The organism is Hoylesella nanceiensis DSM 19126 = JCM 15639 (assembly GCF_000379965.1).
GTDB classification, from domain to species: domain Bacteria; phylum Bacteroidota; class Bacteroidia; order Bacteroidales; family Bacteroidaceae; genus Prevotella; species Prevotella nanceiensis.
In genome coordinates, this window is record NZ_KB904331.1 from 351,748 (window position 1) to 365,513 (window position 13,766).

Consider the following 13,766-nt stretch of genomic DNA (forward strand, 5'->3'; position numbering starts at 1 on the left):
GTTGCTTAGTTGATGGTTGATAATTCTTTTTTATTGATTACTATTGAGTGGCTTTTCTTTAGTTTTGCAAGCCATTGTTGTTCTAAATGTTCTTTATAGTCTGCCAAAACCTGCCAAGCCACTTCGCTTTTCAAGTCGGGTTGCTTCACTTTCTTTCCTACAATCTTAGTAAAAGGAAACTCAGAAGCACCGCTATTGGTGTTGTGTTGTTTATAAAATAGTTTATCAACAACAGTATTTTCGCCTAAAGAGAAGATGCCTTCGTCTATTTTAAACAATTCTTTTGAACCTCCAACGGCATTCTCTATCGCTGCTTTATTCAAGTTTAGAAGTGGCGCATGCTTTGCTTTTTTCTCTAATTCCTTTAGCAATTCAGCACTTTTAGCATACAACACATAACCTTTAAAGCGTGGTTCATCAAATCGATATTTCTTTTTATTCGCTTCAAAATAACGCTCTAAAGCTCCCGAATGTGCCTCTGCTCCATTCCAAACATTGCTATTGAGGTAAGCAAGAAGCTGTTCGTTTGACGAAGATGAAGCCCCCCATGCACCATAATTGCTATCTGCAGACAATGTATTGAGCACATCATCTGTGGTAGATATTGCAGTTAAAGAAGGGCTATTTCCCACCTCTCCACTCGCAAATACATGTTGCATGTCGACACCTTGACGCACTTTATCCTTCAAAATGAAGTCGATAATATTGGCTCTTACCTCGTTATAAGGCAAGAAATCTACTTTCTTTTGAAGATAGAGAAGATGATATCCGTCTACAGACATAAAGGGTTTGCTCACTTCTCCTGGTGATAACGCAAAGGCAACGTTCTCAAATTCGCTTAAAGTTTGCCCTTTAGCCAACCATGGCAATTCGCCTTTTGTGGCACGATATAGGGTATTTTGGGTGTAGAGCTGAGCCAATTTACCAAAGTCTTCGCCTGCTTTCACCTTATTATATATAGCTTCTATTTGGTCTTTTGCATTCTTTTCGTCTGCCTTACTGGCTCTTTGACTAAGATAAATATGGATATCTTGCAATTTCACGAGTCCGCCTTTTGAACTCACTTCTGAAGCTATTTTATTGTAGATGTTACGTGCTTGCTGTTCGATATCAGCCGAAACCGCAACATTATTTTTTACTATTGGAGCAGAAGAGATAGTCTTTTTATTTCTATTATCTATAGTAATGCCCTGCTGTTGTTGCGCTGCCACCTTGTGTTTTAAATAATATTCGGCATAACGCTCAGCAAAATGATACAGCTCTTTCTTACTAGAAACGCCATTTGGATAATTTTGTTTATAGGCATTTATGAAGATAGAACGAGCAATTGGCTCACCATCTATCGTCATAACAACATTGTGTTCTTGCGCACTTAGGGCAGCACTACACAATAAAGATATTAGTAATAACTTGTTTCTTTTCAATATTCTATTTTCTGCTTATACTCTTTTGAGTTACACTTGCTGTTTTAATTGCTTTTTATTGTGATATTGAAGAGCACTATATCATTGTATAATGCCCTTCAATAGTTATTCTTATTCTGGGCGAGAATAGTTTGGAGCCTCACTTGTAATTGAGATATCGTGTGGGTGACTCTCTAAAACTCCAGCGTTAGTGATACGTGTAAACTTAGCATTATGCAAGTTATTGATTGTTTCAGCACCACAATATCCCATACCAGAACGTAGTCCTCCAACCAATTGATATATCACTTCTTGAACTGTTCCCTTATAAGGTACACGACCAGCGATACCTTCTGGAACGAGTTTTTTAACGTCTTGAGTATCTCCTTGGAAGTATCTATCCTTCGAACCGTTCTTTTGTTCCATTGCTTCTAAGCTACCCATACCTCGGTAACTCTTAAACTTACGGCCGTTAAAGATGATTGTTTCGCCTGGACTTTCTTCTGTACCAGCTACCATTGAACCAATCATTACACTGCTTCCACCTGCTGCAAGTGCCTTAACAACATCGCCAGAATAGCGTAAACCACCATCGGCAATCAAAGGAACATCGGTATCTTTCAATGCAGCATATACGTCGTAGATAGCGCTTAGCTGTGGAACTCCAACACCAGCAACAACACGTGTGGTACAAATAGAACCAGGACCAATTCCCACTTTCACAGCATCTGCTCCGTGTTCTACAAGCATTTTAGCAGCTTCACCAGTAGCAACGTTTCCTACAACGATATCTATTTCGGGGAAAGAACGTTTTGCTTCTACCAACTTTTCAATCACAGCCTTTGAGTGTCCGTGTGCAGTATCGATAACAATTGCATCTGCACCAGCATTAACAAGGGCTTGCATGCGCTCTAATGTGTCGTGAGTTACACCCACACCAGCAGCTACTCTCAAGCGACCTTTGCTGTCTTTACATGCCATAGGCTTATCTTTTGCCTTGGTGATGTCTTTATATGTAATCAAACCAACAAGATGATTTTCTGCATCTACAACGGGAAGTTTTTCAATTTTGTTCTCTTGTAGGATTTGTGCAGCCGCAACAAGGTCGGTTTGTGTATGGGTAGTAACAAGATTTTCACTTGTCATCACATCGTCAATCAATTTATCAAGATTGCGTTCAAAACGCAAATCACGATTGGTTACAATTCCAACTAAGCAGTTATGAGCATCAACTACGGGAATACCACCAATGTGATACTCGCTCATTATTGCCAAAGCATCTTTCACCTTGCTTCCTCTTTGAATGGTTACAGGGTGATAAATCATTCCGTTTTCTGCTCTCTTTACAATAGCAACTTGTCGAGCTTGCTCTTCAATGCTCATGTTTTTGTGGATAACTCCTATTCCTCCTTCACGTGCAATAGCTATTGCCATAGCCGATTCTGTAACAGTATCCATAGCGGCTGTTACAAAAGGAACGTTCAAAACTATGTTTCTTGAAAAGCGAGTTTGCAAAGAAACAGACTTAGGAAGTACTTCTGAGTAAGCTGGAATTAATAGGACATCGTCATAAGTAAGACCGTCCATCACGATTTTATCTGCAACAAATGATGACATATAAGTGTTTTTTACGAATTTATTGCGTGCAAATTTAATAATAAAAATTCACATCACAACGAGTTTTTGAATAATTCGTACATTAAATAAATACAAAAAATACATTGCAAGTTTTCTGCTCTCTTTTTCCCCTTTGCACGCTCTTGCTTTTCGAGGGTAAAAGTCTTTATTTTAAAGAGAAAAACAAGTGTAAAAGAAGGAGCATTTTTTGAACTAATAAAAGCAATGCAATTGCACTGCAAAAGAAGTGTTTTTATACGATAAGAGCAATGCTTTTTCAATTGAAAAGCATTGCTCTTACATTTCACCTGCACCTTACATATATTATAAGGTGTGGCGTATAGGGTTGTTAGTTGGCCATTTCTGACAAGAATTTGATGCGTACTAAGCGCAATTCATCTTCATCAAAGCTACCATCAAATTCATCTAATGCGGTTTCGATGCAGTCGGTATGGCTCTCTCTAAAATAGTCGTAGATGGCCTCTATGCAGTCATCATCCATCACGTCTTCGAGGAAATAGTCGATATTCACTTTCGTTCCGCTATATACGATACGTTCTATTTCGGTGAGCAACTCATCAAAATCTAAGCCCATTGCATTGGCTATATCGTCTAAAGGAATTTGCTTGTCGATGCTGTTGATGATCTTTAGTTTGGCATTCGAGCGCTTTGCGATGGTTCTCACACGCATTTCTTCGGGTCGAACGATATCGTTCTCTTTGCAATATTCGCTAATGCACTCCCAAAACTCTTTACCATAGCGTTTTGCTTTGCCCTCTCCCACTCCTTGAATGTTAAGTAGGTCTTGGCAATTAACGGGATACATGGTTGCCATTTGCTCTAAAGACACATCTTGGAAGATGACGTATGGAGGCAGATTATGACGCTTTGCCACCTTACTTCTCAATGTTTTTAAGATGCGATATAGATCTTCATCTAAGGCAGAAGCTTTGCTTTCTGATGCTCCATCATAGTCAACATTGTCGAAATCGGCATCTTCTACTATCATGAAAGAATGAGGGTGTTCGATAAATTCCTTTCCTTTCTCGGTGATTTTCAATATACCATAGTTCTCAATATTCTTCTTGATGTAGCCCGATATCAACGCTTGTCGAATTACAGGGTTCCATATTTTGGGACGTTCTTCTTCGCCTTCGCCAAACACTTCCAACTGATCGTGTCGGTGAGACACCACATCATCGGTTGCGTTTCCTGTGACTACGTCGATGACATACTCTTGTCTGAAATTCTCTTTCAATGCAATAATGGTGCGAAGGACTATCTCTAACGCCTTTTGTGCTTCGATTTTCTCTGCAGGACGATTGCAATTGTCGCAGTTTCCGCAGTTTTCTTTATGATATTCTTCACCAAAATAGTGCAATAACATCTTTCTTCTACAAACAGAAGACTCTGCATAAGCGGCGGTTTCTTTTAGCAGTTGTCTACCAATATCTTGCTCGGCAACTGGCTTTCCCTCCATAAATTTCTCGAGTTTCTGTATGTCTTTATACGAATAGAAGGCCAAACAATATCCTTCTCCGCCATCTCTTCCTGCACGACCTGTCTCTTGATAATATCCTTCAAGACTCTTTGGAATATCATAATGCACCACAAAACGCACATCGGGCTTATCTATTCCCATTCCAAAAGCAATGGTTGCCACAATAACATCAATACGTTCCATAAGGAAGTCGTCTTGTGTTTGAGATCTTGGAATATTGTCTAAACCTGCGTGATAGGCTGCAGCTTTGATGTTATTGGCTTGCAATATGGCCGAAAGCTCTTCTACTTTCTTACGTGAAAGACAATAAACAATTCCGCTCTTTCCTTCGTTTTTCTTTATAAACTTAATGAGTTCTTTATCAACATCATTGGTTTTAGGACGCACTTCGTAATAAAGATTGGCACGATTGAACGAGCTTTTAAATTCTTTTGCATCTAATATGCCTAAGCTTTTCTTGATATCGGTTCGCACTTTGTCTGTTGCTGTAGCCGTAAGGGCAATAACTGGGGCTTGACCAATGCAATTTATCATTGGTCGAATGTTGCGATATTCGGGTCGAAAGTCGTGTCCCCACTCCGAAATACAATGCGCTTCGTCTATAGCATAAAAGGAAATCTTAACCGATTTGAGGAATTCTACATTGTCAGGTTTAATTAATGACTCGGGAGCAACATACAATAACTTTGTTTTACCACTCCTTATGTCTTCCATTACCTGCGCTATTGCAGCTTTATTTAACGACGAGTTGATATAATGAGCAACTCCGTTTTCTTCACTTATGCCATTAATAACATCTACTTGGTTCTTCATTAGAGCTATTAAGGGCGATATAACAACTGCAACTCCATCCATAATGAGGGACGGAAGTTGGTAACAAAGACTCTTACCACCACCTGTTGGCATCAACACAAACGAATCGTTGCCATCAAGAAGATTTCTAATGATAGCCTCTTGGTCACCTTTAAAGGTGTCAAAACCAAAGTATTGCTTTAGTTTTTCTGTAAGATTAAGTGCCTTAGTCATAGTTGTCTTTTAGGAATCTAACTAAACAATAAAACCTAAATTCTATTGTTTAGTTAGTTGAGGTTATTATTTTTAGCAAATATTCTCTTATTAAGTTTAGTTATCTAAGTGTGCTTTGTCGATATGCTTTTTGGCATAATCTAACGTAACTTTGAAGCTCTTCTTCTTTGAAGAGGGCACTTCAAACATGGCATCGATCATCATTGCTTCGACAATTGAGCGCAAACCACGTGCTCCAAGCTTGTATTCTACAGCTTTATCTACCACATAATCGAGGGCAGCAGTGTCGAATTCGAGTTTTATTCCGTCCATTGCAAAGAGCTTTTCGTATTGCTTTACGATTGAATTTTTAGGCTCAACCAATATTCTACGCAATGCTTCTCTGTTCAAAGGATTAAGGTGTGTCAATACAGGAAGACGTCCAATGATTTCAGGAATCAATCCAAACGATTTCAAATCTTGTGGAAGAATGTATTTCATTAAATCTTCTTTATCGACGTTTCTCAAGTTTTGTACTGAGTTATAACCCACAACATGAGTGTTAAGTCGTTGCGCAATCTTGCGCTCTATGCCATCGAATGCACCTCCACAGATAAACAATATGTTTCGAGTATCAACGTGAATATAATCTTGATCGGGGTGTTTTCGTCCGCCTTTTGGTGGAACATTCACCATAGTTCCTTCTAAAAGCTTCAATAATCCTTGTTGAACACCTTCTCCACTCACGTCTCTTGTGATTGAAGGGTTATCGGCTTTGCGAGCAATTTTATCAATTTCGTCAATAAATACAATTCCTCTTTGAGCCGCTTCAAGGTCATAATCAGCCACTTGTAGCAATCTACTAAGAATGCTTTCCACATCTTCTCCAACATAACCAGCTTCAGTAAACACCGTAGCATCAACGATTGTGAAGGGCACTTTCAAGAGTTTCGCAATGGTTCGAGCAAGAAGTGTCTTACCAGTACCTGTACTTCCCACCATAATAATATTGCTTTTCTCTATTTCTACGCCGTCATCATCAGTCGATTGGTGCAATCTTTTATAGTGATTGTACACTGCAACGGCCAAATAACGCTTGGCATCGTCTTGTCCAATGATGTATTGATCGAGATAATCTTTTATCTCTTGTGGTTTAGGAACCTTGTTTAAATCAAGCGAAAAGTCGTTAGCTGGAATGTCCCCTACTTCTTTTTTCAGTTCATCCTCAGTGCCATCGTGCTTTGCTTGATTAAGAATTATCTTATAAGCCTGCACTGTACAATCTGGACATATAGCGCCATTAGATCCCTTTAGCAGTGTTCCTACTTGGTATTCGCTACGTCCACATATACAGCATTTATCGTTAGCCATTATAATTTCTTTCTTTTTAGGTGGTTCTTTGCCATAAAATGAATTACAACAAAGAGCCTTCTTCAATTTAATTTATTATTTCTTGCGTTTCAATACAGTATCAATCATACCATATTCTTTTGCTTCTTCGGCAGTCATCCAATAGTTTCTATCACTATCTTGCCATACTTTATCGAATGGAGTGTGGGAATGTTCAGAAATGATGGTGTACAATTCTTTCTTCATCTTAATGATTTCACGAGCCTCTATCTCGATATCAGAAGCTTGTCCTTGCACTCCTCCAAGTGGTTGGTGTATCATTACACGTCCATGAGGCAATGCTGAGCGTTTGCCTTCAGTACCAGATACGAGTAAAACAGCCGCCATTGACGCTGCCATACCTGTACAAATGGTTGCCACATCACTTGTAATGAATTGCATAGTGTCGTATATCCCCAATCCAGCAGTTACGCTTCCACCAGGACTATTGATGTAGATTGAAATGTCTTTTCCACTATCTACCGAATCAAGATACAACAACTGAGCTTGTAATGTGTTGGCTGTATAATCATCAATTGGTGTTCCTAAGAAGATAATACGATCCATCATCAAACGTGAGAACACGTCCATTTGAGTTACATTCAATTGTCTTTCCTCTAAAATATATGGATTAAGATATTGTGCTTGCGCTTTCATCACATCATCAAGCACAAGTCCATTCATGCCTAAATGCTGTGTTGCGTACTTTCTAAAATCGTTGTTCATACCTATATTATCATTTATATGTGCCTAAAGGATAAGCGTTTAAGATGAAAACGCCCTTTATCCTAAAAACATTAATTATTATATATAAAGCAAGAGGTTGTCAACTCTCTTGTTTACATTGCTTATATACAAAGTTAAACAAAAAACTTGACAACCTCTTTTTATTAGAAGTTTTTTTTCGTTAAAAGCGAATTATTTACCTTCTACGATTTTATTAAACTCGTCTAGTGTAACCTCTTTAGTTTCGAGTGTAACGACTTTCTTCAATGCTTCGATAAGTTTCAAATCGATAGCACGATCTACAAAGGCGTCAACATTTTCTTTTTTCTTGAACATTTCGGTTACATAATTGTCGACATATTCCTCTGGAACTTGAATCATTCCATATTGAGCGAATTGAATGCGTGCTGTTTCTTTAGCTGCTTCTCTTACGTCTTTGTCTTCAATCTTCACCTTATTAGCTTCAACTAACTGTTCTTTGATAAGATGCCATGTAAGTTGTTGGATGCTTGCTTCATAGTTCTTTTCTACGAATTCTTCACCTCTTTCTTTGTTGTTCAACAACATCACTCTCTTAAGGATTTCGTCTGGGAATGTCAATTTACCCACTTTACCTTCTAAGTAGCTGCGAACATCAAGCAAGAACTTATAGTCACAGTCTGTAACTGTTTGTTCTTTAATTCCTTCAGCGATCTTAGTTCTGAACTCTTCAAGGCTCTTTACTTCACCTTCGCCATAGATTTGGTCGAACAATGCTTGGTTAACTTCAGCCTTTTCGAAACGACTAATTTCAGTGATTTGGTAGCTAAAGTCACCTTCGTGTTGTGCTACTTCTTCACGCTTAATCTTTAATAGCGCAGCAATTTCAGAGTCATTATCTGGATAAGCCTTGCGAGGATTGAATACAATCACATCACCTAGCTTAGCGTTGTCGAATAGTTTGCGTTGATCTTCAACCTTAATGAATTCAGGCATCATAACAGCTGCTTCTAAAGTGATACCACCTTCTTTAGTATTACCTTTTTCATCAAGTTCTCTAAGATCACCCTTAAGCATATCATTCTTTTGATATTCTTCAGCTTTTACGTATTGTCCTGTGCGAGAAGCGAAGATATCCACTTGCTTGTCTACTGTAGCATCGTCTACCTTAATATCATAGTAAGGAAGTTTATCTTTGCTTGTAAGTTCTACTTTAAGCTCAGGTGCAACAGCAATATCGAAATAGAATGTGTAAGGAGGCTCCTTTTCCAAGTCTTGTGCTTCTTGTTTTGCAGATGGAAGAGGTTCACCTAACATATTAATTTTGTTGTCTTTAATATATTTGTATAGTTCTTCTCCAACCACTTTGTTGATTGTATCTAACTTCAAATATTCACCATATTGCTTTTTAATCAAGCCCATTGGTGCCATTCCTTTACGGAATCCAGGAATATTTGCTTGCTTACGATAGTCTTTTAGCGACTTTTCTACTTTTTCTTTGTAGTCAGATTCTTCGACAATAATGGTCATTAAGCCATTTACTTTGTCTTGATTTTCAAATGAAACTTTCATCTATTATCTTTATTTCTATTATTTATTAATTCTAATTTTTAGCAACAAAGGTAGTTATATTTGATCAATTTGCCTAATATAAAACCCTTTTTTCTTGTTTTTTAATTAACAAAAAGCATGCCGTTTAATTACGAAAGAGGTGCAATATGCACTTTTGTCATAATCAAAAGCACGCAATTCGCCCTCTGTTCGCCATACTTTAGCTTTTAAACTTGCTGAGCCATACGCTCTTTTTTCTGTGCGTCGATCTCTTGAAAATCCTTCTTTCGAAGTACAAAAGAGTTACTTAAATATTTTTCTCTTACGATTTTGTTCTCTGCAAGTTCTTCAGGTGAGCCTTGAAAAAGAATCTTTCCTTCAAAAAGAAGATAGGCTCTATCGGTGATAGTCAATGTTTCTTGCACATTGTGGTCGGTAATTAAGATACCAATGTTTTTGTCTTTCAACTGCCAAACAATGTGTTGAATGTCCTCAACAGCAATGGGGTCTACTCCAGCAAAGGGCTCATCGAGCATGATAAACTTTGGATCTATCGCCAAACAACGTGCGATTTCGGTTCTACGACGCTCTCCTCCCGACAGTTGATCACCCATATTCTTGCGCACTTTGCCCAATCTAAACTCGGCAATGAGGCTCTCTAGCTTTTCAAGTTGATAGCTTCTGGGTTTACCCGTCATTTCTAACACCGACAAGATATTATCTTCTACGCTCATTTTTCTAAACACACTTGCCTCTTGTGGAAGGTATCCAATACCCGAACGAGCACGCTTCGACACAGGAAGTTGCGTGATGTCTTGGTCGTTTAGATAAATATGTCCTTCGTTAGGAACAATCAAACCCGTTGTCATATAGAAGGAAGTTGTCTTTCCTGCACCATTAGGTCCAAGCAAACCAACAATCTCTCCTTGTTTAACATTAATCGAAACATCGTTTACAACGGTTCTTTTTCCATATCGTTTAACAAGTCCCTCGGTTCTTAAAACCAACGACTCGCCTTGTTTTTCGGTGTCTATCATCTCGTTAACCATGTCGTTTGAAATAACATCTTTCGGTGCAAAGATAGGTATATTTTGTGAGATTACAAGATAAAAGCATTAATATTACACTGCAAAAGCATTGATATTGCACCCTAAAAGCAATGTAATTACGATGTAAAAGCACTGCTTTTATAAAGCTTGCAAAATACTCTTATATATAAATAGGTGTCATCTTCTTTTGAAAGAACAACATTTTAATGCGAAAGAGCGATTCTTTCTCAATAAAAAAGCGAACCATCTACGGCCCGCTTTTTCATTCATTACTATCTATTATACATCTCATTATTTAATTTTTCAGCACTTGTTCTACCTCATAAACAGCCACCCAAAGTAGCGTTACAATTGCAACAACGAGCGTTAAAGGCGATGGAAGCGAAACATTCATCGATGCCATCTCTCCCCAAAGGTCACCTAAATAGGTCAAGAATAAATGCTTCATCATTGTTGTTCCTCCCAACACAAAGAACAACACCACCGAAGCTATTCCCAAAATCCACTGCCACAAGCTTCCCCAAACAGAACTATTTGGCGGAAGTTGCTGCATCACTCTGTCTGAAAAGCCATCGTCTTGGATGGTTTGTTTGTTCTTTTCAAGAAATTGAAGTATTTGTTCTTCGTCGTGTTTATTGATCATATCCATTGTTCTTTAAATATGTTGAGAGTTTTTCTTTACCTCTTGAGAGGTGCGATTTCACTGTTCCTGCGGGCAATTCCATAATCGTTGCAATTTTATCTATGGCATATCCTTCAACCAATTGCAAGGTTATACACGTTCGCTCTTTATCGTTCAGGGTTTGAAAAGCCTCATATAAGTCTAATTTCAGCGTGCTATCACTCCCTGTTGTGACGTGTGTTTTCAGTTCAGTTACATCAAAGTGCGCTGCATTCTTAGGACTTCTAACATGATCGTAATACACATTATACGCTATTTTGTATAACCATGTAGAGAAGTTAGATAAGCCTTTAAAATGCGCAATGTGCGTATAAACTTTGATAAAGGTTTCTTGTGCCAGATCATCAGATAAGAGTTCATTGCCCAATGTCTGATTCAAAAAGAACCGACGAACGCCCTCTTGATACTTCAACACAAGCTTATCAAATGCACGTTTATTGCGAAATACGGCAACTTGAGTAACTAATGATATGTCGTCTAACGGCTTCACAGGATATTATTCTTCTGTATTTTCCTCACGATTCTTTTTCGCACGCTTTCCAATATACAACTTTCCAAGTCCCATACACAGAATAAGTAAACCTATTCCAGATAGAGGTCCTGCTCCAAGAATACAGAAGAAGCATGCCAAACCTACACCAAGTGCAACCAGCTGAATGCCTTTTCTCCATGCAATTTCATCTTCGTGCGCCCAATATTCTTGACGATTCACAGGCTGTTCCATTGCTTGTTTAATACGCATTTGCTCTAATTGTGCCTTGGTAGCTCGTCGTTTAATGATATATCGCAACAATACTATCAATAAAATAACAGGCAACAACACTGCAACAATAGAACAAATAATCATTAAAGCGAGCACAATACCCCCAAAAACACGATGAGTTTGAAAGACATTAACTACTTTTTCGATAAACTTTAAGTCATTGAGCCGAGCTTCATCATTATCAAATCTGCCATCAAATCCATCGTCATCAAAATCCGAATCAACAGAATTTACGTTCGAAGCAACACTATTTTCCACTGTATCTGCAACAGTTGTAGCGGTGGTTTGTTCAGTTTTTTCTAAATGGTTTCTATGTTTTTGAGCAGTAGAAACTACACATAATGTTGTTGAAAAGAGCAACATTAAAGCTAAACTTAATCTTTTCATATTCTAATTACTTTTGTTTTGTTCTACTAATTAGACGCAATGACATATCGATTAGTTGCAAAGAAAGTGTTTTTTTTCTACTTTTGCAATTGAAAAAAGCATAAAGTGATGATTTTACCCAAAGACTTTATAACCCAAACAAGGGAATTATTAGGTGAAGAACGATTTGCATTACTCGAAAAAGGCCTCGAGATGACACCTTCAACCAGTATTCGTTTCAACCCATTTAAGGTGAGTTCGGCAAGCGTTTCAACAGCTCTTGCCCCTCAACAGGTTCCTTGGTGCAACGAAGGTTACTATCTTTCAGAGCGTCCTAACTTCACTTTCGATCCACTGTTTCATGCAGGTTGCTATTATGTTCAAGAGGCTTCATCTATGTTTTTATATCATGTTTTAAAACAAGTGATGCCTCATCAGCCCCTAATGGCACTCGATTTGTGTGCCGCTCCTGGTGGAAAAACGACCCTATTGCGCACCCTTCTGCCTAACGAAAGCATTCTTTTTGCGAACGAAGCGATATACAATCGTGCCAATATCTTGGTTGAAAATATAGAGAAATTTGGTCATTCCGATGTCATTGTAACCAACAACTACGCTGCAGACTATAAGAAAACAGGTCTTGCTTTCGATCTTATTGTTGCCGATGTGCCTTGTTCTGGCGAGGGAATGTTTCGCAAAGACGAGGGCGCAATCAATCAATGGAGCAGTCAATATGTAGAGAAATGCCAACAACTTCAACGTGAAATAGTGAGCGATATATGGCATAATCTGAAAGAAGACGGCATTTTTATCTATTCAACATGCACGTTTAACGCTCTCGAAAACGAAGAGAATGTAGAATGGATTATCGACGAATTGGGAGCAGAATGTATCGACATAGAGATTGATAGCAGCTGGAACATCACCCCTGCGCTATCTAATAAGGTGAAAGGATATCGCTTTTTGCCTGGCATTAGCAAAGGCGAAGGACTCTTTATGTGCGCTCTTCGCAAAACAAGCGAGTACCATGCTCGTGCCAACAAAACAAAGAAAAGCAAGCAAAGCAACATCAACACCAAGTCGTTCGACAACTGGTTGCAAAGCCAAAGCAGTTATTCTTTCATCGAAAAGAACGAAAAGATAATGGCTCTTCCACAGCTCTTAGCCCCTGTTTACGAACAGGTTGCCAATCAATTGCGTATTCTTCATGCAGGAATAACGATGGGAACGCAAAAAGGAAAGAGTCTTATTCCCCACCCTTCTCTTGCCTTTTCAACTCAAATCAATCGACAAGCGTTTTGCAATGAAGAGGTGTCTTATCAACAAGCAATATCTTTCTTGCGAAAAGAAGCCATCACTTTGTCGCCCGAAACACCCAAAGGTATTGTGCTGATAACCTACAATAACCAGCCAATAGGATTTGTAAACAATCTTGGAAACAGAGCTAATAACTTGTATTCGAATGAATGGAAGATTAAAAGTGGATATCTTCCCGAAGTTATTCCCAGCGTTATCACTTTATAATACGCATCATTTTTTATCACAAGAATAAAGTTTTTCGTTTAGAAAAAACACTCATAAATGATTCGAAGACATCGCTTTGGTGTATTCGAATCATTATTTTTAGGTATTGCATCGTTCTCTTTCTCGTTGTATCTTTGCACCATATTAAATAGCAACTCTATTTTCTTGCCTCGCAAAGGGGCTGAAAGAGGGGTGTTTTCGGGATAGAAAT

General features: G+C 38.4%; 12 protein-coding genes. 2 read left to right on the forward strand and 10 right to left on the reverse strand.

Annotated features, from left to right (window positions below; translation table 11 throughout):
- Positions 1-5 precede the first annotated feature (5 nt).
- From A3GM_RS0107625 to A3GM_RS0107675, 10 genes are all read right to left on the reverse strand, one after another.
- Positions 6-1,349 carry a peptidylprolyl isomerase gene (locus tag A3GM_RS0107625; protein ID WP_240430791.1) on the reverse strand — a complete coding sequence of 448 codons (1,344 nt, stop codon included), beginning with the start codon at positions 1,347-1,349 and terminating at the stop codon, positions 6-8.
- Positions 1,350-1,535: 186 nt separating this feature from the next.
- On the reverse strand, positions 1,536-3,020 hold the full coding sequence (gene guaB, locus A3GM_RS0107630) for an IMP dehydrogenase (protein ID WP_018362796.1): 1,485 nt from the start codon (positions 3,018-3,020) through the stop codon (positions 1,536-1,538).
- A 349-nt stretch (positions 3,021-3,369) separates the two neighbouring features.
- On the reverse strand, positions 3,370-5,547 hold the full coding sequence (recQ, locus tag A3GM_RS0107640) for a DNA helicase RecQ (protein ID WP_018362798.1): 2,178 nt from the start codon (positions 5,545-5,547) through the stop codon (positions 3,370-3,372).
- 96 nt (positions 5,548-5,643) lie between these two features.
- Positions 5,644-6,897: an ATP-dependent Clp protease ATP-binding subunit ClpX gene (gene clpX, locus A3GM_RS0107645; protein ID WP_018362799.1), complete on the reverse strand. Its 1,254-nt coding sequence runs from the start codon at positions 6,895-6,897 to the stop codon at positions 5,644-5,646.
- A gap of 75 nt (positions 6,898-6,972) precedes the next feature.
- The gene (gene clpP / locus A3GM_RS0107650) at positions 6,973-7,641 is read right to left on the reverse strand and encodes an ATP-dependent Clp endopeptidase proteolytic subunit ClpP (protein WP_018362800.1); all 669 of its coding nucleotides are present in this window, start codon (positions 7,639-7,641) and stop codon (positions 6,973-6,975) included.
- Positions 7,642-7,833: 192 nt separating this feature from the next.
- The gene (gene tig / locus A3GM_RS0107655) at positions 7,834-9,192 is read right to left on the reverse strand and encodes a trigger factor (protein ID WP_018362801.1); all 1,359 of its coding nucleotides are present in this window, start codon (positions 9,190-9,192) and stop codon (positions 7,834-7,836) included.
- 206 nt (positions 9,193-9,398) lie between these two features.
- The gene (gene lptB, locus A3GM_RS0107660) at positions 9,399-10,220 is read right to left on the reverse strand and encodes an LPS export ABC transporter ATP-binding protein (protein WP_018362802.1); all 822 of its coding nucleotides are present in this window, start codon (positions 10,218-10,220) and stop codon (positions 9,399-9,401) included.
- Positions 10,221-10,515: 295 nt separating this feature from the next.
- Complete coding sequence (locus A3GM_RS0107665) at positions 10,516-10,869, reverse strand: DUF5056 domain-containing protein (protein WP_018362803.1); 354 nt, start codon at positions 10,867-10,869, stop codon at positions 10,516-10,518.
- Positions 10,853-11,392, reverse strand: coding sequence for an RNA polymerase sigma factor (locus tag A3GM_RS0107670; protein ID WP_018362804.1), 540 nt, complete (start codon positions 11,390-11,392; stop codon positions 10,853-10,855). Before A3GM_RS0107670 ends, A3GM_RS0107665 begins: the two co-directional genes overlap by 17 nt.
- Positions 11,393-11,398: 6 nt before the next feature.
- The gene (locus A3GM_RS0107675) at positions 11,399-12,052 is read right to left on the reverse strand and encodes a DUF6249 domain-containing protein (protein WP_018362805.1); all 654 of its coding nucleotides are present in this window, start codon (positions 12,050-12,052) and stop codon (positions 11,399-11,401) included.
- A 108-nt stretch (positions 12,053-12,160) separates the two neighbouring features.
- Here A3GM_RS0107675 and A3GM_RS0107680 point away from each other — a divergent pair, with 108 nt between their 5' ends.
- Together A3GM_RS0107680 and A3GM_RS11605 are read left to right on the forward strand one after the other, a co-directional pair.
- Positions 12,161-13,555, forward strand: a complete 1,395-nt coding sequence (locus tag A3GM_RS0107680) for a methyltransferase RsmF C-terminal domain-like protein (protein ID WP_018362806.1) — start codon at positions 12,161-12,163, stop codon at positions 13,553-13,555.
- Positions 13,556-13,612: 57 nt separating this feature from the next.
- Positions 13,613-13,762 carry a hypothetical protein gene (locus A3GM_RS11605; RefSeq protein WP_018362807.1) on the forward strand — a complete coding sequence of 50 codons (150 nt, stop codon included), beginning with the start codon at positions 13,613-13,615 and terminating at the stop codon, positions 13,760-13,762.
- Positions 13,763-13,766: the final 4 nt, after the last annotated feature.

Coding starts and splice junctions, on each gene's coding strand:
- A3GM_RS0107625 (WP_240430791.1), bottom strand. CDS start 1,349: ATGACGATAGATGGTGAGCCAATTGCTCGTTCTATCTTCATAAATGCC.
- guaB (WP_018362796.1), bottom strand. CDS start 3,020: ATGTCATCATTTGTTGCAGATAAAATCGTGATGGACGGTCTTACTTAT.
- recQ (WP_018362798.1), bottom strand. CDS start 5,547: ATGACTAAGGCACTTAATCTTACAGAAAAACTAAAGCAATACTTTGGT.
- clpX (WP_018362799.1), bottom strand. CDS start 6,897: ATGGCTAACGATAAATGCTGTATATGTGGACGTAGCGAATACCAAGTA.
- clpP (WP_018362800.1), bottom strand. CDS start 7,641: ATGAACAACGATTTTAGAAAGTACGCAACACAGCATTTAGGCATGAAT.
- tig (WP_018362801.1), bottom strand. CDS start 9,192: ATGAAAGTTTCATTTGAAAATCAAGACAAAGTAAATGGCTTAATGACC.
- lptB (WP_018362802.1), bottom strand. CDS start 10,220: ATGGTTAACGAGATGATAGACACCGAAAAACAAGGCGAGTCGTTGGTT.
- A3GM_RS0107665 (WP_018362803.1), bottom strand. CDS start 10,869: ATGGATATGATCAATAAACACGACGAAGAACAAATACTTCAATTTCTT.
- A3GM_RS0107675 (WP_018362805.1), bottom strand. CDS start 12,052: ATGAAAAGATTAAGTTTAGCTTTAATGTTGCTCTTTTCAACAACATTA.
- A3GM_RS0107680 (WP_018362806.1), top strand. CDS start 12,161: ATGATTTTACCCAAAGACTTTATAACCCAAACAAGGGAATTATTAGGT.
- A3GM_RS11605 (WP_018362807.1), top strand. CDS start 13,613: ATGATTCGAAGACATCGCTTTGGTGTATTCGAATCATTATTTTTAGGT.